The organism is Ulvibacter sp. 2210JD10-4, assembly GCF_058148525.1.
Genome location: NZ_JBYVJZ010000005.1, coordinates 172785 through 192429 on the forward strand (window position 1 = coordinate 172785; position 19645 = coordinate 192429).

20 protein-coding genes are annotated in these 19645 nt (G+C 36.0%); 9 read left to right on the forward strand and 11 right to left on the reverse strand.

The window, feature by feature from the left end; all coding sequences use genetic code 11:
• Positions 1–8: 8 nt before the first annotated feature.
• Both ACY2RT_RS12625 and ACY2RT_RS12630 read right to left on the reverse strand, forming a co-directional pair.
• A complete protein-coding gene (locus ACY2RT_RS12625; RefSeq protein WP_490156282.1) occupies positions 9–1082 on the reverse strand; it encodes a helix-turn-helix domain-containing protein in 1074 nt (357 codons plus the stop codon).
• A gap of 185 nt (positions 1083–1267) precedes the next feature.
• Positions 1268–1909 carry an N-acetylmuramoyl-L-alanine amidase family protein gene (locus ACY2RT_RS12630; protein WP_490156283.1) on the reverse strand — a complete coding sequence of 214 codons (642 nt, stop codon included), beginning with the start codon at positions 1907–1909 and terminating at the stop codon, positions 1268–1270.
• Positions 1910–2082: 173 nt separating this feature from the next.
• Between ACY2RT_RS12630 and ACY2RT_RS12635 the strand changes: the two genes are divergently transcribed.
• The 9 genes from ACY2RT_RS12635 to ACY2RT_RS12675 all read left to right on the forward strand — a co-directional run bounded on the left by ACY2RT_RS12635 (position 2083) and on the right by ACY2RT_RS12675 (position 9326).
• Complete coding sequence (locus ACY2RT_RS12635; RefSeq protein ID WP_378291966.1) at positions 2083–2370, forward strand: hypothetical protein; 288 nt, start codon at positions 2083–2085, stop codon at positions 2368–2370.
• Complete coding sequence (locus ACY2RT_RS12640) at positions 2370–2648, forward strand: hypothetical protein (protein WP_490156284.1); 279 nt, start codon at positions 2370–2372, stop codon at positions 2646–2648. The genes ACY2RT_RS12635 and ACY2RT_RS12640 overlap by 1 nt, the downstream gene beginning before the upstream one ends.
• Positions 2641–5037 (forward strand): TraG family conjugative transposon ATPase, encoded by a 2397-nt coding sequence (locus tag ACY2RT_RS12645; protein ID WP_490156285.1) that lies wholly within the window; start codon positions 2641–2643, stop codon positions 5035–5037. The genes ACY2RT_RS12640 and ACY2RT_RS12645 overlap by 8 nt, the downstream gene beginning before the upstream one ends.
• 12 nt (positions 5038–5049) lie before the next feature.
• Positions 5050–5637, forward strand: a complete 588-nt coding sequence (locus ACY2RT_RS12650; RefSeq protein ID WP_490156286.1) for a conjugal transfer protein — start codon at positions 5050–5052, stop codon at positions 5635–5637.
• Positions 5638–5639: 2 nt separating this feature from the next.
• Positions 5640–6479, forward strand: a complete 840-nt coding sequence (locus tag ACY2RT_RS12655; RefSeq protein WP_490156287.1) for a hypothetical protein — start codon at positions 5640–5642, stop codon at positions 6477–6479.
• Position 6480: 1 nt separating this feature from the next.
• Complete coding sequence (locus ACY2RT_RS12660) at positions 6481–7098, forward strand: conjugal transfer protein TraK (protein WP_490156288.1); 618 nt, start codon at positions 6481–6483, stop codon at positions 7096–7098.
• A 24-nt stretch (positions 7099–7122) separates the two neighbouring features.
• Positions 7123–8049 (forward strand): conjugative transposon protein TraM, encoded by a 927-nt coding sequence (traM, locus tag ACY2RT_RS12665; protein WP_490156289.1) that lies wholly within the window; start codon positions 7123–7125, stop codon positions 8047–8049.
• A 31-nt stretch (positions 8050–8080) separates the two neighbouring features.
• Positions 8081–8950, forward strand: a complete 870-nt coding sequence (locus ACY2RT_RS12670) for a DUF4138 domain-containing protein (RefSeq protein WP_490156290.1) — start codon at positions 8081–8083, stop codon at positions 8948–8950.
• A 67-nt stretch (positions 8951–9017) separates the two neighbouring features.
• Entirely contained in the window at positions 9018–9326 is a 309-nt protein-coding gene (locus ACY2RT_RS12675; RefSeq protein WP_490156291.1) for a hypothetical protein, read from the forward strand.
• Between the two features lie 32 nt (positions 9327–9358).
• On the opposite strand, the gene ACY2RT_RS12680 is transcribed toward ACY2RT_RS12675, so the two are convergent.
• The 9 genes from ACY2RT_RS12680 to ACY2RT_RS12720 all read right to left on the reverse strand — a co-directional run bounded on the left by ACY2RT_RS12680 (position 9359) and on the right by ACY2RT_RS12720 (position 19637).
• A complete protein-coding gene (locus tag ACY2RT_RS12680; protein WP_490156292.1) occupies positions 9359–9562 on the reverse strand; it encodes a hypothetical protein in 204 nt (67 codons plus the stop codon).
• Between the two features lies 1 nt (position 9563).
• Positions 9564–10436, reverse strand: coding sequence for an alpha/beta fold hydrolase (locus ACY2RT_RS12685; RefSeq protein WP_490156293.1), 873 nt, complete (start codon positions 10434–10436; stop codon positions 9564–9566).
• 5 nt (positions 10437–10441) lie between these two features.
• On the reverse strand, positions 10442–10981 hold the full coding sequence (locus tag ACY2RT_RS12690) for a VOC family protein (protein ID WP_490156294.1): 540 nt from the start codon (positions 10979–10981) through the stop codon (positions 10442–10444).
• Positions 10982–11013: 32 nt separating this feature from the next.
• Positions 11014–11820, reverse strand: coding sequence for an aldo/keto reductase (locus ACY2RT_RS12695; protein WP_490156295.1), 807 nt, complete (start codon positions 11818–11820; stop codon positions 11014–11016).
• A 112-nt stretch (positions 11821–11932) separates the two neighbouring features.
• The gene (locus tag ACY2RT_RS12700) at positions 11933–12832 is read right to left on the reverse strand and encodes a helix-turn-helix domain-containing protein (RefSeq protein ID WP_490156296.1); all 900 of its coding nucleotides are present in this window, start codon (positions 12830–12832) and stop codon (positions 11933–11935) included.
• Positions 12833–13110: 278 nt separating this feature from the next.
• Positions 13111–14187, reverse strand: a complete 1077-nt coding sequence (locus tag ACY2RT_RS12705; RefSeq protein WP_490156297.1) for a restriction endonuclease PLD domain-containing protein — start codon at positions 14185–14187, stop codon at positions 13111–13113.
• 24 nt (positions 14188–14211) lie between these two features.
• On the reverse strand, positions 14212–14715 hold the full coding sequence (locus ACY2RT_RS12710; RefSeq protein WP_490156298.1) for a hypothetical protein: 504 nt from the start codon (positions 14713–14715) through the stop codon (positions 14212–14214).
• A gap of 3 nt (positions 14716–14718) precedes the next feature.
• Positions 14719–17997, reverse strand: a complete 3279-nt coding sequence (locus ACY2RT_RS12715; RefSeq protein WP_490156299.1) for a hypothetical protein — start codon at positions 17995–17997, stop codon at positions 14719–14721.
• Positions 17998–18092: 95 nt separating this feature from the next.
• Positions 18093–19637, reverse strand: coding sequence for a type IV secretory system conjugative DNA transfer family protein (locus ACY2RT_RS12720; protein WP_490156300.1), 1545 nt, complete (start codon positions 19635–19637; stop codon positions 18093–18095).
• Between the last annotated feature and the right edge of the window lie 8 nt (positions 19638–19645).

A 19645-nucleotide genomic window follows, 5' to 3' on the forward strand; every position in this document is an offset into this window, starting at 1 on the left:
TACTACTTTTATGCAACTGGCTCTATTCTTTTTATATCTTGGATATTCTCACCAGTTAATACTGCGGCTTTACTTACTGAAATCTGTTCTTCAGATAACGCTCTGTTTATTAATTGCATAAATCGATATGACTTTTCGACGCCAATGTAATTTCCTGGCTCGTTTTTAACACCGTAAGTTTTATTGAGCCATATAGACCATCTTTTATGATAATTCTCTGTGATTATCCCTATTTGCTTTAACCTATAAACTATCGCTCTAATTGATATCCCATAATAGTTTTTAATGGATTCTAACTCAATAATTTTTATGTAGCTCCTTTTTTGCCCGCCAATCATTTCAAGGAGTTTGATTTTAGGCAACAGTAGACAACTTGCAAAATAATGACATAACTTTTCTAATAATTTTGGAGAGTTTTTTATGGCTTCGGTGAACCTTAAAAAGGTATGAGCAAGTTCGTGTAATATGGTAAACCGAATTCTCTCCAATGGCTTATCCGAAACGTTAATTACTACCAATGGGCTTCCATTATCAACTTCAATAGAGACTCCATCAATTTTGTCACTATGTTCAATAACATAAACTTTAATCCCTACTGATTCGAGCATTTCTATCAAATTACTTATCGGCTGCAGTCCTAAATTCCACTCTTCGCGTAAAATATCTGCAGCCTTTTCTACATCATCATAGTCATTAATAATTAGGTCGGAAACTGGATTTACGAATTCGTTTTTCAGTCCAAGGATAGTTTCAACTTCTAAGTAACTTTCGTAATATGCCCTAGCTTTTTCTAAAATTGCCTCCTCTTCTTTTTTTGGCAAATCTTGCTTTTTGCGATATGAAACACTCTTAAACTCAGTAAATGAACTAAATAAGAAAAAATCGATTTTTTGATTCAATGCTTTGGCTAAAGCTTGTAGAACTTTTGGAGTGGGTAACATTTGACCCTTTTCGTATTTACTTAATGATTGTTTGGTAACTTCATTATCTATTTTCTCGGATAGCTCTCGCAATGAAAGCCCAGCAATCATCCTGGCAGACTTTAGTCTAGCTCCAAATATTTCAAGTTGCTCCTGTTTCATTTCATTTGGTTTGGTTGACAAACTTACAAAAAAATATTAATATGTCAACCAATACAAAAATAATTATCTGAAAACAAGCTAAATAGTAATTTATCAAACACCTGTCTTGTGCAGAGTAGTGATTACTGAAATCAATGATTTAATCAACTCTTTCAAACTCTTAATAATTGCTAAAAATATTTCCTTCATAACTCAAAATATTCAATAAGTGATTGCAGAACCACTAAGGCAAGTGCATCCTGCTTATCACTTCGTTCCAAATAATCAGCTTCATCTGTTGCGGATAAAAACCCAAACTCTACCAGAACCGCGGGACAAACCGATTGTGTCTCTCGCAACACTTGAAAATTGGCTTGCTTTATACCTCTTGATTTTAGACCTAATTTCGTCTTTGCTGTTGCTTGGATTTGAAAGGCTAGGTACATCGAACTTCTTTTGTAAATACTATCGTCAAAGACATACACTTCGATTCCTTTCGCGAAAGCGCTATCCGCTTGGTTGCAATGCAGGGAAATAAAAACGTCTGGTTCTAAAATCTTGGCTAACTTGGTTCTATCCCCAAGAGATATCAATGTATCCGTATGTCTAGTATTATATATTTCAAAGCTATTCTCGAAAACCAATGTGTTTAATTGCTGAATCTTCAAATCAATATGCAGCACTATATCCTTTTCCTTGATACTATTACCGCTAACCGCTCCATAGTCTGTTCCGCCGTGTCCAGGGTCAATAATTACGATTGGCTTTCTAGCCAATCTTTGACTCTGAATAGGCATTACTATACCACAAGAAATTAAACATAGTATGGTAAGCAGATGAACTCTCATTTTTTAAATTCTGTTTTACACAAAATGCAATGATTTCCTCCTTTCCATAGGAATCTTCCAAAATTTAACAGCCCGCTACGTTAAATTTTAGGGGATTTTCTACATAACCATCCTCTCATAATAGATTTCGTAAAATTCTAATAATCACGCCGTAAGGCTAAATCGAAATCATTATGAAAAAATCAATTCTTAAGCTATTGGCTTTACTCTTTGTAACGGCTCCTAGCTTCGCGCAAATTGGTGGTATTGAAGACTCCGTAAACGATGTTGGCGATACTATAAGAGCCATCTTCCCGATTCTCTTAGGTGTCATCTTCCTTGTCGGTTTTCTATTTAATGCAGGACATTTCTTTGGCGAGAATGCCGACCTGAAGAAAGGAATTACCAGAGTATTGGTATTTGTGCTTATCGCAGGAGCTGTAGTAGGCATATTCACTTATTTAATAGGCATCGTAGTATAGTGAAGCGATTCGAAGTCTATAAAAATATCAGGAAGCGGGCAATGATTTTTGGATTGCCCGTGTCCCTGTTTGCACTAATGATGGTGGCGGTGATTGCATCGCTTTTAGTCATCATCTTCTCATTCAGCTTCGGTATCATCATTGGCGTACTTGTGTTCAATGCAGGGCTTTATATAGGTCTTACTCGATTTGCTCACAATCCGCAGCTACTTCAATTCGCAAAGGTGTTCCCAAGAATTATCAGTAATAAAAAATCATCTGCCCTGTATTATGAATAAAATAAATCTCGCTGCATATCATCCCATCATTGACATTCAAGACAATGTGGTATTTGCCAACAATGGCAATGTGATACTATGCTATAAAGGCAGTTTACCCGAAATCTATTCCTTATCTGAAAAGGACTTTGAAGATATGCACGGTTCTTGGTTTCAGGCTTTAAAATCGTTACCCACTGGTTGCGTGGTTCATAAGCAAGATGTGTACATAAAACAAAACTATAATGCGGAACAAATACCTAACAAAACCTTTCTTGAAAAAGCAACACACGCACACTTTAAAGGTCGGGAGTATATGGAACATCAATCCTATCTGTTCTTTATTCTCACCAAAAACAATGCATTAAATAACAGCAAATATGTAAATCCGTTTCGCAAAGTTTCTGAAAAAGCAATTCGGGAAATGGATGATAATGTCAACGCCTTTGTTGGGGCTGTGAATGATTCCATATCGTTTATTAATAATAGTCGGAAAATGGAATTCTTGCCCTTAACAGAACAGGAAATCCATACGCTTACCAACAACTACTTCAACGGTTTTAATAATGGTCTGGATACTGACATTATTCTTGATAAAGCCAATGCTAATATCGGTGAGCATTACTTTGATGCCCTTGGCGTAAATAGCGAATTGTGCTTTGGCGAAAGCGTACAAACGAGTAAAACGAATGACAAGTTTACTTCAGACGATTTTGTATTTCATCAAGGATATATTGATGGTTTGGGATTGACTTTAAATGAGAATCATATTGTAAATCAAATCATCTATCTAGATGACAAGCAAAAGTGGCGTAAGCTGCTCGATAAGAAAGTAGAAGAGCTTAATAAGAGCTCCAACTTTGGTTCACAGAATAAAGTCGTTCTTGGAAAAATACAACACATCTTAGACCAGATTAATGCCGATGACCGTGCTCGTGTTATTCGAGGGCATTTGAATATTGTGTACTGGCATACGAATCCAGAACAACTCAACCGTATAGCATCCAAAATCAAAACCGAGTTTAAGGAACTAGATATCATCCCTTATTATCCTCGAGGCGAAGAACGCAAAAACTATTTTTTGAATAGTTACTTCTGCCATTCTTCAAACTTTTCTAATGAGGATGTGTACGTAACCGACTTGAAACACGCCTTATGCTTGTTGATTAACAACAGTAATTATAAGTCGGATAAAACAGGCATCATCTTCAATGACCGTGAACATAATATTCCTGTTCTAAAGGATGTTTGGGACGAGCGCAAGAAACGTATAAAGGCACGAAACTTTGCCATTTTTGCACCAACGGGTGAAGGAAAGTCTTTTTTGGCCAATAACATCCTACGTCAATACTTTGAAAGTGGTGTGCGTCTGGTCATTATTGATTTAGGTGGTTCGTATACCAAGTTTGCCAAACTCTATCCTGAGCAATACACAGTACTTCGCTATGAAAGCGGAAAGAACCTTGGTATCAATCCGTTTTACATCAGCAATCAAAAAGATATCACACCAGAACGATTAGAAGACCTTTCGGTTTTCTTATTCGAGTTATTTGCTTCAGATTTAAAAGTGACCAAAGCGCAATCGGTTTCTGTAAAAAAGATTCTTCGCCATTACTACAAACAAACTGCATTTGGACATTCCCTAAATAACTTTTACGCCTTTATCGAAGCCAATCAAGGACAACTACTGCAGCAGTTGAAAATACACGAGGACTATTTCAACATTACCAACTTCTTGCACATAATGTCTGAGTATGTAGGTGACGGATTATACAGTTTTCTTTTTGAAGTGAGTGAAGACCAGACTTACAAAATTGAAGACAAACGTTTAATCGTTTTTGAGCTAGATGAAGTAAAGGATAACAAGGAAATCCTTTCGGTAATGCTGAAGCTCATTAAGTCTGCCATCCAACGGACCATTTGGAGAAATCGTGCAGAAAAAGGCATTATCCTTTTTGATGAGTTTGCAAAACAACTGAAGTTCGATAATGTACTGGAAAGTGTGGAATTCTACTATCAAGCGATTAGAAAACAGAACGGTGCCATTGGTATCATTTTACAGTCGATTAATCAGTTACCCAATAATTCAACTTCGGCAAGTATACTAGAAAATACGCAAGTCATTTACAGTCTGAATAATGAGAAAGGTTATGACGAATTACAAAAACGTCTCAACCTTTCAAGCCACGATTTAAACCAACTAAAATCCATCAAAAATAACCTCACAGGAACTCGAAAGTACACCGAAATGTTCATCAAGATTGGCAAAGAGAGTAACATATTCCGGCTAGAAGTTCCTAAAAAAGTTTTCGCGGCTTACCTCACAGATGGCGAAGAGAACGAAGAAATAATGCGGCTTTTCGATAAACATAAAGATATGGAGAAAGCCATCACTGAATATTCATCTTAAAATAAAAACACTATGAAACAGAAAATCAAAACAATAGTATTCGGGTTAGCACTTACAATAGCCCTTTTATTGCCTGGCGGTGCTACCGCCCAAGGAATGCCAGTATATGACAACACCAATTTTATAAGCCTCGCTAAGTCGCTTATAGAATCTGCAAAGCAAACTTCACAGTTATTAAAGACTGTTCAGTTTATGAAAGACGCCAAGGAGAGCATCGAGAAAGTGACAAACGTTGTGAGACAGTTAAAAGCTGTACAGGAAATAGCCAACAATCATCAACAGCTGTTCAATGTATTGCAAAACGACCTCAATGATATTTTAAGCTCCCCATACATCAAAGTAGAGGAAGTAAACGCCATTACCAATTCTTTTAATACTATCGTGGAAAGCTCACTGGACACCGTAGATTTTATTGACGAAATTCTATCGAGCGATTATTTAAAAATGACAGATGCTGAGCGTGCCGAAATTCTGAAAGCAAAAGAACGTGAGTCTGCTGAAATGGTTGCCGAAATCAACCAAAAGACAAAACGCTATCAAGACATTATCTCCTTTAGAAAAATGCAGGATAAAATTAATAATCGCGCAACATCATATTAAAGATGACAGCAAATATCTTTTTAGGAATAGGACTAGAGTATATCGATGCTGTTTTTCAAGTGATAAAAAACAGTGACTTCTCGCAGTATACCATTGCAGGAATGAAAACCCTTGCGGTGCTGTTTTTCTTGGTCAATATTCTAAAGAAGTACAATGAAGGTATTGCAAACAAGGATGGTTATACTTGGGGATTGAGTCCAGGGGAACTTGCCAAAAACTTTGCGGTAGTTCTCCTGGTTATCTTCTCCACACAAGTCCTCGGTTTTTTCGATGGCATTTTAGTAGCCATTGAGGGGCAATACCGAAACACGGCTCCTGCGCTCCTTCCACTACAATTACAGGACATTCCTATTGAAGAGGATGTGGGCGCATTGGAAGCCGCCAAAAAGGCAATGGCGCTGCTTTATGATGCTTTGGTCACACCATTGTTCGGTTGGAAAATCATATCGTTCATCATCAGTTTAGGACTATGGATTTTGGACCTTTTCATTTATCCGCTTTTCCTTGCAGAACGCTATTTCTTATTAGGCATAATGCAAGCCTTTTTCCCCTTAGTATTGAGTCTTGCAGTTTTTGAAAAGTTCAGGTCTATGGCCTATAACTTCTTCAAGTTATATGCTGCGGTATATATGCTCGTTCCAGCGTTCTTTTTGGTCAATGTTTTTATCAATGCCATTTATACTGAAATCAATACCTCCTTTTGGGTGGACTTGTTCGGTACTGACGTAGGCAGCAACTTTTTTGCTCCTGTGGTGGAACTTGGGTCTATCATCTTCATTGTGTTCCTAAAATTCAAGCTATACAAACGTGCCACCACCTTCACCTTTAAACTCTTTACTTAAAATGAAAACGTCTTATAAAAACATATATGCTGTATTAAGAATCAATCGCTTTATCGTGTTATCGGTTGTTGTGTGTGCTTTGGGGACAAGTGGGTTTTGTGGGTTTCTAATTCACAAAATCCACACCGAAGCATTGAACAGCTCCTTCGCCATTAATACAGATGGTACAGTCATACCCTTGAAATGGGTGGCGCAAAAGGAAAACTTTCAGGTGGAAGCATTAGCGCATTTGGAGTTATTTCATACGTATTTCTATAATATCGATGCAAGTAATTACGAGAAGAACTTGGAGAAAGCTTTGTGGCTTGGCAACAGCTCAGTTGATAATCTATACCGACAGAAAAAAGCAGATGGGGTTTACAACCGATTACTTCAATATTCCCTAGTACAAAAAGTATTGAGTATTGAAACCCAACTCGACCTGAATGCAGAATCCTTTGCTTTTAGAACCACTACCGTTTTTGAAATTAATCGTGGTACTGTAGTCGATACTTACGAATTGGTCTCCACAGGAAACTTAATCAATGTGAATCGCAACTTTCCGCATAATACGCACGGACTACTTATCACCAACTATTTTGAAAGTAGTTTAAAGAAGATTGAAAACACTAACCCCTAATCATAGGGATTAAAACACTTAATTATGAAAATCGAAAAGAACAAATTAGTCTTTGGAGCTATCATCGGAATCGTAGTGATTTTCTTGATTTCCTACTCATTTATTGCTTTGGGCGATGATGAGTCTGATACCGAAAACCTAAAACAAACCCTTGTACCTGAATTAGAACAAGAGCAGGAAGATTACACTTCAAAATTGGATGCCATTAACGACCTGAAGGAAGTACGCGAAACCAATGCTCCTAGTATTTACGATGAAAGCCTTTTAGACTCCCTTGGTTACTATGACCCAGAAAATGCCATCAAAGAAAAGGAGCGCATTGTAGATAGCATTTACCGACTTGGAAAAATTGATTACAAAGAAAATCGATATCGGGATGCCGCTCCGAAAATCAAAGCAAAACCTATTACTCCCAAAAAGGATAGCATCATTCCCAAGGTTGACCAAACCATTGAAACAAAAGAACTAGGCTTAGAACATCAATTATTTTTTGCTTCCAATCCTCTTAAAAACGAACAATCTACCAATATCAAAACTGACAATCAGATATATGTAGCTGTAGACGGCAATCAGACCGTTAAAGCGGATTTCAGATTACGTATGCGACTTTATAAGGATGCCATAATAAATAACAGGCTCATCCCAAAAAACACACCTGTGTTTGGCTTTATAAGCTTTCAGCCCAATCGTGTTTTAATTGAGATTGAAAATATTCAGAATACATCAGTAAATCTAACGGCATTCGATTATGAGGATGGCAGTGAAGGTATTTATGTAGAAAATAGCTTTCGGGCTGATGCCAGACGTGAAATTGTAGAAGATGTAGTAAACGATATCAATATTGGTGGTGTACCACAAGTTAGTGGCATCAAACAACTATTCCAACGTAGTAATCGTAATGTAAAAGCCACGATTGTAAACAATTACAAACTCATTTTAAAACAAGAATAATCACCCTCTAAGGGTATTAAAATTATACAATATGAAAAAGTTAATCCTATTGAGTGGTCTTTTACTATGTACCGCTTTCGCACCTCGACTATGCTCGGCACAAGCTACAGCGCAAACCGCCAAACACACTACTGAAATTTTAGACACTATTTATGCCAATGATGATATGAACGTAGCCTTGTTTTTCCCTAATCCCATACGCCAGGGAATTACTGGAGCAAATCACTTCATATTTACTTATAACCGTGAAAAAGAACAGCATTTTGGATTGCTTCAAGCCAAGCCTGGAAAGGAAAGTAATTTGCTGATAATCAACAATAATGGTGATATTTTTTCGTATATTGTAAAGTATAAAAACCACTTAAAACGGTACAACTACTTTATACCGCTTTCGACGGCAATTGGCAATGAAAAGCGAAAGAAAGACCTACTAACTAACCTTGATACGTTACCTGCGTCACGCTTTGATAAATCGGCATACTATGAGCGATTTTGCTCATATCTGATAAAGCGAAAACAGCGCATCGGAAGGATAAGAACAAGACAAAGCGGTATCGTTATGACCGTTGAGAATATTGTTTTTGATAAGGAAGAATTGTACTTCGTTGTACAAGTCGATAATAGGTCGTCGTTAGACTATGACCTCAATTTTATAGACTTCTCCATTACCACTCGTAAAAAAGGAAAAAAGAAGTCTTTGCAGAAGCTATATCAAACACCGAGTTATGTTCATAAAAAGCCCACTAAAATAAAGAAAGGCACATCAGCTAGAATGGTCTTTGCACTACCCAAGTTTTCTATTAGTAACGAACGCAGAGTGGTACTAGAATTAAATGAGACCAATGGCGAACGTAATTTGGCACTATTTATAGCAGACTATTTTATAAATCATCCTAATTGATAGTATTATGAAAAAAATAGCATTTTATCTCCTGACCTTGGCTGTGCTTGCTTGCAGTCAAGGTCAATTGTCTCATACCGATACGGCCAAGGTTGTCGTAGAAAGTTTCTACCAAAAGGACAATAGCAAACTAAAGAAACATACCACATCGGAAAGCTATGCTTCCTTTATGTCCATACAAGCTGTGATGGCTCCTGGTGACCCGGCTGAAGGCGCATCAAATTTTAAAGTCTTGCAAGAAACTGTAGATGGTTACATTGCCTGGGTACAATTCTCAACCTCCTATGAAGAAACACCGGAAATCTTCAAGTTAATTAAAGAGGATGGACAATGGAAGGTTACTGAGAAAGGGAGACGTGAAGTAAGTCCTTTTTAAAAAATTTCAGGAAGGCAATAAACACTAATCGCCTAAATTTTATTTACCTTTTCAAAAATCTTAGTCCAAAACGGAATCAAAACATACACCATTGTCGGAACTAATACAATCGTAAGAACAAAGGTTCTTATCAGTATGGGCAATGCATTCAGGTATTCCCCAAAGAGTGATAGAATTATTGTTATTGGTGGATAAATCGCTATCCAAACTATGAATATTGATTTTAACTTTTTCATTTTATTTTTCCTTTAAGAATTGTAATACTCCGGTGTTGAATCTTTCTGGTTCCTCATACATAGGGGAATGCCCACTATTCTCATAGATTACAGTAACACTTTTAGTTATTTGTTTTTTCAATATTTGTATGGTTTCCATTGATACTACAGCATCCTTTTCTCCGTGGATTATCAAAGTTTTTGCTTTTATTTTATCTAAGGAATCTAGCAATAAGTCTTTCTTCTGAATTAAAGATTTTATTATTTGATATACTGTATAGCCATCGTTCCAACTCAACTTCTTTGTCAAACTTTTTCTGAGATTTTCTATTTTCAACAAATCTTCATTTTGATAGTAGATTCGCTTTATATAGTTTACCATATCTTCAACTGTTGTTGGATTGGCAAAGGCATATATTTCGTGGATATCGGCATCATCTGGTAATCCTAATAAAAATGCTGGATCAACCAAAATCAGTTTGTCCAATTTTTCAGGATGCAGTATTGCAAAGAGTGCAGCGACCCAACCTCCCATAGAATTACCTATAAGTGTCGCCTTACTAATTCCTTTTTGAATTATAAACTCATTTAAAAACTCAACTAGAGTTGACCCTTTGTATGGCATTAGAGGTTTGTCCGAATAGCCAAAGCCTATTTGGTCCAAAGCAATTACGTTGTACTCTTTAGATAGTACGTTTATATTTTTTATCCATCTTTCGGAATTACTTCCCAAACCGTGTAATAAAATCAAGGTCTCTCCTTGCCCTTTTTCAATGTATTTTAAGGTTTGTCCAAAAACTTCTATGCTTTGGTAATCAAAACCTCCATTTTTATGCTGAGCTAATGTTGGATGCAACATAAGCCCAGCGATTATTGTTATAAATATCGTTTTCATTATTTCTATTTTTTATTCTTTAACTGATGGAAAGTTCCTGCAAACTCAATCACATTTCCACTCGGGTCTTTTATAAATGCAATACGTCTTTCGTGCGTCGTATGCATAGGTGCTGTAAAAGGCTGGATAAAAATGGTTTGTCCCTTTTCTTCCAGTTGTTTAAAGGCTAAATCTATATCCTCTACCTCAAAAGCTAGATGAACATAACCTTGCTGTGAAAGGTGGTCTCCAAAAGTTTTAGGACCCGAATTTGTGGTTGTTACATTTTTATTGCCTATGATTTCAATTCTATAGTTATCGGTCACTAAATAAGCAAAATTCAAACCGTCAAGTCCGTCAACTTCCCACCGTAACTCTTCTTTAAAACCTAAGATTTCCTTGTACCAAGTAACCGATTCTTCAAAATCCGTTACCCCTATCGCTATGTGGTCTGAACTTAAGGTGGCAAGACCTTTGTCCTTTTTTTCGTTGGATTCTAAGGTTGCGAATCCATAAATTCCTAGTGCCACAAATACTATTGCTGTTATTGTTATTACTTTTTTCATTATTTCTGATTTTTGATATGTTATCGTTTATTTTAAAACTTGATGTTTACATCGTAGGAAGCTAAATTTTCCAATAGATGTTTTTCTGAAGATGTCCCTGGAATTGAAATCACGTTGGGTGCATAATGAAGCAACCAAGCAAGGGAAAGTTGATTGGTAGATATACCCGCTTCTTTTGCTTTGGTGAAAGTGGCATCATCCCAATTGTTGACCGCCACCGGTGTATGTGCCACAAAAGCAATGTTCTCTGCCATTGTTTTTTGTACAACGGCTTCATAACGTCTGTCCTTAAAACTGAAGGCATTTTGAACCGCCTCGATTTTAGCAACGGTTTGCGCTTTTTCCAATTGCTCAACGGTCACATTAGAAATACCGATATGCTTTATTTTACCTTCCTTTTGAAATTGAGCTAAAGCACCTACTGATTCTTCAATCGGAATATTAGAGTCTACACGGTGTAGGAAATACATATCGATGGTTTCTCTTTCCAATCGTTTTAGACTACCCTCTATTGCAGTACGCAAGTAGTAAGGATGTCCGTTTGCGATAATTGCACCTGGCTTATATTTTACTGCACCACCTTTGGTAGCAAGCATCACTTTATCGCCGAAAGGTCTTATGGCTTCCTGAACCAAAAGTTCTGAAGTATACGGACCATAAGAATCCGCTGTGTCAATAAAGTTGACACCGTTTTCAATCGCGGTTCTTATGACCTTAATAGTGTTTTCTTTATTCAGGTTATCACCCCAAATACCAGCTCCGGTTGAAGCTCTCATTGTTCCGAAGCCTATTCTGTTGATTTCGAAATCTCCTAATTTGAATGTATTATCTGTTTTCATTTTATACTGTTTTTTTAATTACAGTACAAATATCAGATGGATAAGAGTGCTTTTTATGGTGAAGAAATCAGAATGACTGGTAAATTTTCCAGTTTTTTAATAAAAATTGGATTTAATTTCGATATTCTGATGGTGAAACACCAGTTTTTAGTTTAAAAAACTTAGTAAAGTTAGAGGCGTCTTGAAATTTTAAGAAGTAGGCTATTTCATTTATGGCCATATCGGTATTATTCAAAAGTGAACGTGCTTCAAGAATAATTCTATCTGAAAGAATTTCCTTTGGGGTCTTGCCTGTTACTTTCTTTAGAACCTCGCCCAAGTAGGTAGCATTTATATTAATTTGTTCAGCGATTTCTGAAATAGTGATTAACCGCTCTACTTTATCCTGAGTGATATTATAAAGATGCTCTTCCACAATTCCCTCAAACTGTTTTACGATATGGTTTTGTTTAGTTTCCTTAACATTTTGATAGCGTAGTTTATAATGTTCTGTACATTGAAGTAAGATAAGTTCTAACAAAGCCTTTGCTTTGTCAAATCTATTTACACTATTTGAGTAGCTAATATCGTATAGGTGTTGAAACATCTGTTCTGTTTCGGCAAGAACTTTTCCCTCTAATGGGACGACTACTTTTGAAGCTATTTTGAAACCTTCAAACTGTGTTACTAATTGTTTTAAGGTAGAGTGATTTTCAAAGAAGCTATCCATAAATACGATTACATAACCTTCCCAGTCAGACAACCTATTGTAATAACGCAAATGTTGTGGTGCTTGAAAATAAATACTGCCATCATTAATATGGTACTCAGATAACCCAATTTTATATTTTGCTTCTCCTTTGGTTAAAAGAATAATAGAATAAGTATCACTTCTAAAAATACTTGTCTCCTTTATCCAAGTATTAGGTGTATCAGAAAATTTATGTATGTGAAAGTTTTCACTTAAAGGCTTTACTGTTTTTAATCCTTTAAGCAATGCATAAATATTCTGATAGTATTTTTGCTTAGACATCCAAAGCCCAATTTACAAAAACCATAGATTTAGGGTTAATTAAAATTAAAAATACCCTTAGCATCCCTATAAATCCGCTCAAAATTTTCATTCTAATCAGCTTCGGTGTAGTCTATAACATCAGATGGTAACTTCTTAAAAATCTTCGGAAGGAAGATGGATAATGGAAGGTAACTGAAAAAGGACGACGTGAGGTTTCGCCTTTTTAGGATTGCTCAACATAAACTGTATGGCTCTTAGACTACATAGATTAAGGCAAAAAACACTCTGCTAGACACTTAGTTAATATTAGATTGAGTTCTCATTTCTGTATCTATTTTCACAATTTTATCAATAAGGTATTGTCCAAATTCAGGAGTAACTCTTAATTTATCTGCTCCTCTCATCAAACTCCCATAACTATTCTTACCACTTGGTGTCACGTCAAAAAGTCTATTTTTTACTACTTCATCTCTTTGGTTTGATATACCGATTTTATAACTACTCCATTCTTGGCCATAAAATGGCGTGAGGTTTTCACCTACAACAAAATAAGGCCATCTATCATTTTTTATTTGAGTAGTTTTCACTTCTGATTTGACACGGTAAATGGACAGAATATTTTTATGACCTACGGCATAGGCAATAAGAATGTCATTGACCTTAACACCTGTTGGTCTTGTCTTCGAAAAATGTAAATTACTATCAATCTCATCGAAAACCTGGTCAAAAGAAATAAAATCTCCACTTACACCTATTGGTTTTAACCAATAATTGACCTTGCCGAGAACTTTAAGTGGATTCGTTTTATAAAGAAGATGTTTAGACAGATTAATATTTATAGGATTTCTTTCTTTAGGTAATGGATTCTTTTTGAGAACCTGTATAAAGTCATCAATTTGTTTCTCAGATAAGGCCTGAAGAACAACCTTATCTAAAACATTAAATTCTAATTGCTCTATCTGAATCTTATCCTTGATTACAGTGCCCCACTCATTATTTAAACGTAGACCATTCTTTGTAAAATTGGCAGAAGTAATTATTGCACTAGTATACTTTTCTTGACTTTTTGAAATATAAATTTTCCCGTGCAAAGAGTTTTCAATTAAAATTTCAAGCTCGATAGAATTTGTTTTACAGAAATCACACAAATATTTAAAAAATGGTACTTTGTTATATTGGTCTAAGCTTTTTGGTTTTAAGGTAGTTACAAGCTTTATCTTTTTCAGGCAAGTAAAATCTTGCCAAGGAAAAAAATTCTCATCCGTAGAAATAAAAGGGCTAATAATTATAATCTCATCTGAAACTTTAAAGTTTTCAATCAGCTTTTTAAAATGGTTTTCTCGGGTAAGGTTATTTATTATTTCAAAATTCATTTATGTTAAATCGAGTTTGTTTTTTTACATTATCTTTTTTCTGTCCAATGTCATTAAAACAATATTTTTTTTAGTCGTCCTACCTAGGTATGGGCTTCCCGAAACCTTGAAACCAAAAGATTTCAATATGTAAAGCATTCGATTTTCATCATTGGACTCCGTAGTAGCAAATACATTTTCTCCAGTCACTTGGCTTAATAGTAAGCGTGTAATATATTTACCAACGCCTAAGCTTCCGTAATCTTTGTTAATAGATTCATTGTCAACAAACAGATAGCCTATTTCGTAGTTGTAGTTGTGCTGTATCTCAGATACACCAGCATATGCAAAAGGTGATTTGTATACCTGCTTTAAAGCACCAATTCCGATAGAGTCCCCGTTTAGTTTTACAAGACATACTTTATAGCATCGCTCCAGTTTTCCTTCAACCTTATCTATCTGTCCTTGCTTATACAACAAGTATTCAAAGTCCTCTTTTTCGGTATCTGAAAACTGCAGGGGAGGTTTCAAAATATATTGAATGGTCATATTCTAAATGTCTTTAAATGGATTTAATTCTCCCGAACCATCGTTAGCGACATTGAACCTAATATCCAAAAACTCTTTTACAGCTTTGAAATTCGGGTATTTAGATGGGTTTGCGAGCCCAAAAGAATCAAGCACTGATATTAAATTATGTTTCAATTGAAATCGAAATACTTCTGAAGTGAAAGCCTCTACAGGAAATTTCACCATCATTTCACTTTCATCCATTTTTCTTAACTGGTTTTGAGTATTTTGAAGTGCTCTATCTTGCTCTTCTTGGCTCTCAAATACTACGCCTCCTAATTTCCTATTCAATTTGTCCGTAATAATAAAATTTGTGATACCAAGAAATATTTGCCAATCTTGCCATCCCTCATCCCTCAAGGAATGTAGTATCGCAATAAAGTCATTGTTTTTAACCAACTCAGAAATGGTTATGTGTGCTATATTTTTCATTTTGGTAAAACGTCCTTCAATATTTTTGATTGATGCTTCTTTATTATATTTTGCACTTATGGAATTCTCCCATTCCATAACCTTATTGGTTTTTGGTAAATCAATGTCATTAAATGGCGGCGCAGGATTAAAACTGTGACGTTGTAGACTGTCAAAATTTGCCTGTCTAAAGGCATATCTATACATTCTCTGATACAATCCTTCAATCTTAGTTTTTTCTGCTAAATCAGACTCTTTGAACAAAGTCCAGAAAAGGGTGTCATATTCTTCGAAAGGAAGAAGGCTTAATCGACTGAGAATCTCCCTTACAACAGTAACACAACTTGCAATATTGAGTACAACCTCTTTACCATCCTGACTGTCCAGGTATCTTATCCAAGCTTTCCATATAATAGTATCATTAGAGGGTTGTTGTTCTGGGGCTTTAAAATTGTCTGAGAGCTCAAGTTCTATGTTTACATTACCTTTTATCAGATGGAAATCATACTTAGAAAGAGCAATCTCAGCAATCGTTATTTGAGCAATTGCACAAAACTCCTCCGCTTGAGGTGCAAATTCATAGGTATTCGGAAACGAAATTTTCCACTCAATTCCCAAAGCATTAAAACGAACCAACCTTGTAGGTCCAAGGTCGTTAAGAGGTAAATCAGTATGCTGTCTTTCTAAAGCAGGTATTAATTTCTGATATGTTGGATGGGTTTCTCCTAACTCAAGTAGAGCGGGTCTAATAAAATCACTACCCAATTCTCCTAAGCTATCAATTTCGTAATCAACCATTACCTGAAGTTCTGGCACCAATTTGGGGCTTAAGTGAAACACCAGAGCTAAATCTGCCATAATCTTAAAGGGCATTTCTTCTTTTTCTGGGTCGAGTGGCGTTCCTTTGAATTCGTTTCTAGCACTCAAGTAATCTTTTGAAGATACTATCGCATTCATCCACGCACCCTGCTTAAAATCAGCATAAAAAATTATTCCAAAAGCATCCGCAATTCTTTTTAATAGTTTTCTATCATCTTTGTGAATACAGGCCCAGGCTGCTCCCATTGCGTAATATTTGGCAGCCAAATTCATTCCAATTCCAGAATATAACTGTGCAATATTGATTTGAGCTAGAACATAACCTTCAAAACTTTCTTCGTTTTTAAATTTAGTCTTTGCCTTATGAAAGCTTTCAAGTGCTTTTAGCGAAAGTCTAGGCACATTACTATGAAGGTATTTAACTCCTTTGTTAAGCTCAACTTTTGCTGACTTGAAACTACCATCTCGCTTTTCAACAAATGGGCTAAGCCTTTCACCATAACCTGATAGAGCGTCTATAATTTCAATATTATCTTCTGCTCCGGATTCTATCATTAGCTCAACAGAATCATCCAATCTCCAGTTTAGTTTGGACACATTGTAGAGTTCTGCTTGGTCAAGTAATCCTAAAATTTGGTTTAGTGGTTCAATTACTTCTTGGACATTTTTATCTTCTTTGTTCCTCCCTGAATTAATAAAAAGATGATAACTAGCGAGATTTTCTAGTAGGTGGCACAGTTTACTAGAGTCAGTCTCTGCACCAATTCTAATTTTTAAAGTTTCTAGCATTTGGTCGAACCAACCCTGAACCTCTTTTCCTTCAAGACTGGTCTTACCCATAAAACCAGCGGCAACAGCAATATTCATAAGACTTTGGGCATCCTCTAATTCTCTAGCAGTCTTAAAATCATCAAAATCCTTGAAATAAAATCGAAAATATTCTTCCTCTCCAGTCAAATCCCCATCTGGAATTTCTCGTTTATCAAGGGGTCGCAAAAGGAGCCATAAATATTCATAAATAGCAACCCTCTTATAGCTATCATCTATATTGTTTATAAATAACTTAAGTAACCCTAGCCAGTGGCTTTTGTGGTTTGTAAGATAACTGGTTACCCTGCAATGTCTGCTCGCGTCTATAAACTCATAAAATTGACCGATACTAAATGTTTCGATTTTTTCAACATCTTTCCATCTTTCATATATATCCCAATACCATTTATCTGCCCTGCCGGATGTGCCTAAAAGAACTTGGGTTAAATCTTCATTAGTAATTTTTTTTCCCTCTATTTCATTGCTGGTAGCCTTGTCCCAAATCAAAGTGTGAAGTTCACCAAATACGGATGGAAGATTGTCTACATTGATTTGGAATGGAAGGTTTAGAATCTTTTGTTCTATGTTTACTCGTAAACCAGCAAATTCTTCATCAGAGCTGATATCTTTGAAAACCCATTTTATCTTTTTGACAAACTCAACCCAATCTGATTCTTGAAGCTCATTAAAAACCTTATATGCCTCTTCAATGAGTCGGTTATCATCTTCTTTATTAAGAGATTCAACCTGTTTCTCTATATATTCAGTAATAATCTGTTTGGTCTTTAAAGCACACTTTTGTACCAATTCATCACTTAAGTTATCCTGCTTACTATTCCATTCTTGTAATAACTTGGCATCATTATTCCCTCGGACACCGGCTACATTTGTGTTCGTTTCAAAAACAAATTCTTTTCCTAGAGAAGCGTGGTCTGTTTTAACATGGAGCATGAAAAAATGAACTAAGCACTTCTGTATTTCTTCGCTGCTAAATGAAAAATTACGCGAGTATAATTTGATTTGCCTAAATTTGGTAGTACCATCTATTTCGTTTTTTTGGAAAATATCTTCTTCGAAATCACAATAAATTTCATCCTCTTTTTCATCGTTGTAGTTATCGATAAGAGTTTCAAGTGTCTTTAACACTTGGTAATGATACCCTCGTAAGGAAGCCGTAGCATCAGTATTTCTTGCAAAAATATGTAGTTTAGAAATGTTCAATCTTGATGAATTTTTGGTGTGTAAATGAAACCTATATATAATATATCAAAATGAACTAGAAAAGTAATACAATAAGACTTTTAATTTTTTACTAACTACTTAAAAATCGACCTCACCTCCCTATAAATCCGTTCAAAATTCTCATTCAAATCAGCTTCAGTATAATCTATACCGTCAGATGGTAATTGCTTCACAATCTTAAGGAGTTTAAACTGTATTTTCTTGTCCTCACCATCGGAAAAAGTTATAAACTCTCCTTGCTTTAATCTAAAAAACACATCAGCCCGCCTTTTAGCAACTTCACGTTCTCCTGTGGTAATTCTAGAATCAAAATTGAGATTGTGTCCGCGACTTATGCTTGTGGTTTCCTTTTTAATGATTTCGAAAAAGCGTTCGTAATATTTGGCAGTGTCAGGGTCGTTTACTTTTCCAAAAAACTGATAAGAAAGATTGCTTAGTATCGCTTTACTTGCCTTGTCACCATACATCATATCGTTCTGGATTTTGTCCTGCATCACATAAATCGTAGCGATGTTGTAACTGCGTAAAGTTGCAGGAATACGATGCATATTCAGTAATCGAATGGTGGGTGCTTCTTCCATCATTAAAAAAGAAGGTGTTGCAGCTCTAATGCTCATTTGCTTGGTAATCGTGTGTATAACGGTTGCAATGATTGGGAAATAGGCGGTTTCAAATTGTGGATTGTTAACTACCGAAACGACCATCGGTCGCTCCTGGCTATTCACATTCAAAGGTGTCTCATCTGCCGAGAGCACCATAAAAATTCGTTTGGTGCTTATCTTTTTGAGCGCATTGGCCAGGGTGCTTTTTACGCCTGCAGTTTGTCGGTCAGAATCTTTCCCGCTAATAAAAGCATCTGCCATCGCTCTAGAGGTCGTGTTAGAACTTAAAAAAGCAATGAGACTATCTGTGTCAAGTAATTGATAAATCGCTATGAGATGCGGTAAGGTGCAGTATTGGGGATAAGAAGTACGCAGTTTCCAAATCATTCCACCGATTAAGCCTTCGGCAGCATCATTAAAGAATTTGCTTGTTCCCGTGCTTCCACTTTCTTTCTGCTCCAAAAGGTTTTCAATCAAAACACGTGCTACTTCGTTTACGCTTTCTTCAGTTTGCATATATCGAGGTGCAATGGGATTCACACGATTAAAAATTCTATCAAACGATACAATCTTAAAATCAACCCCATTTTCTTGAAAGAGTGGGAATGCCATTTCGGTAATTTCAAAATGTTTGTAATCGTGAATGACACCACAAAAAGAATGAGCACTAAAATGAGACAGAAAGGTGTACACTACACTTTCTGTTTTTCCGCTACCAGCTGCACCTATTACGGATGCTCCGCGTTTAATATTATCTACCTTAAATGATGCACCTTTGGTTTTAAAATGCACTTGGAATTTATCTCCTGATTTTGGTTTACTATCCTTAACCAAATACACCAACATAACCGTATTGGTCAACAAAAGTGGACAGCCCAAATACAACACAAAATGAAAGAAGCTCGACAGGAATAACTCATTATGAAATAGGAAGACAAAACTTCCCGCTACTAATATTAGATTTAATGTAAAAGCATAGCGTGTCAGCTTAAACAAGCTGTAAAATACTAAGCTCATCCCCGAAT

Bases quoted from the DNA above. Each gene is read 5' to 3' on its own strand.
- ACY2RT_RS12710 (WP_490156298.1), bottom strand. From the start codon at position 14,715: ATGACCATTCAATATATTTTGAAACCTCCCCTGCAGTTTTCAGATACC.
- ACY2RT_RS12625 (WP_490156282.1), bottom strand. From the start codon at position 1,082: ATGAAACAGGAGCAACTTGAAATATTTGGAGCTAGACTAAAGTCTGCC.
- ACY2RT_RS12695 (WP_490156295.1), bottom strand. From the start codon at position 11,820: ATGAAAACAGATAATACATTCAAATTAGGAGATTTCGAAATCAACAGA.
- traM (WP_490156289.1), top strand. From the start codon at position 7,123: ATGAAAATCGAAAAGAACAAATTAGTCTTTGGAGCTATCATCGGAATC.
- ACY2RT_RS12645 (WP_490156285.1), top strand. From the start codon at position 2,641: ATGAATAAAATAAATCTCGCTGCATATCATCCCATCATTGACATTCAA.
- ACY2RT_RS12720 (WP_490156300.1), bottom strand. From the start codon at position 19,637: ATGAGCTTAGTATTTTACAGCTTGTTTAAGCTGACACGCTATGCTTTT.
- ACY2RT_RS12705 (WP_490156297.1), bottom strand. From the start codon at position 14,187: ATGAATTTTGAAATAATAAATAACCTTACCCGAGAAAACCATTTTAAA.
- ACY2RT_RS12690 (WP_490156294.1), bottom strand. From the start codon at position 10,981: ATGAAAAAAGTAATAACAATAACAGCAATAGTATTTGTGGCACTAGGA.
- ACY2RT_RS12700 (WP_490156296.1), bottom strand. From the start codon at position 12,832: ATGTCTAAGCAAAAATACTATCAGAATATTTATGCATTGCTTAAAGGA.
- ACY2RT_RS12630 (WP_490156283.1), bottom strand. From the start codon at position 1,909: ATGAGAGTTCATCTGCTTACCATACTATGTTTAATTTCTTGTGGTATA.
- ACY2RT_RS12680 (WP_490156292.1), bottom strand. From the start codon at position 9,562: ATGAAAAAGTTAAAATCAATATTCATAGTTTGGATAGCGATTTATCCA.
- ACY2RT_RS12650 (WP_490156286.1), top strand. From the start codon at position 5,050: ATGAAACAGAAAATCAAAACAATAGTATTCGGGTTAGCACTTACAATA.
- ACY2RT_RS12635 (WP_378291966.1), top strand. From the start codon at position 2,083: ATGAAAAAATCAATTCTTAAGCTATTGGCTTTACTCTTTGTAACGGCT.
- ACY2RT_RS12655 (WP_490156287.1), top strand. From the start codon at position 5,640: ATGACAGCAAATATCTTTTTAGGAATAGGACTAGAGTATATCGATGCT.
- ACY2RT_RS12660 (WP_490156288.1), top strand. From the start codon at position 6,481: ATGAAAACGTCTTATAAAAACATATATGCTGTATTAAGAATCAATCGC.
- ACY2RT_RS12685 (WP_490156293.1), bottom strand. From the start codon at position 10,436: ATGAAAACGATATTTATAACAATAATCGCTGGGCTTATGTTGCATCCA.
- ACY2RT_RS12670 (WP_490156290.1), top strand. From the start codon at position 8,081: ATGAAAAAGTTAATCCTATTGAGTGGTCTTTTACTATGTACCGCTTTC.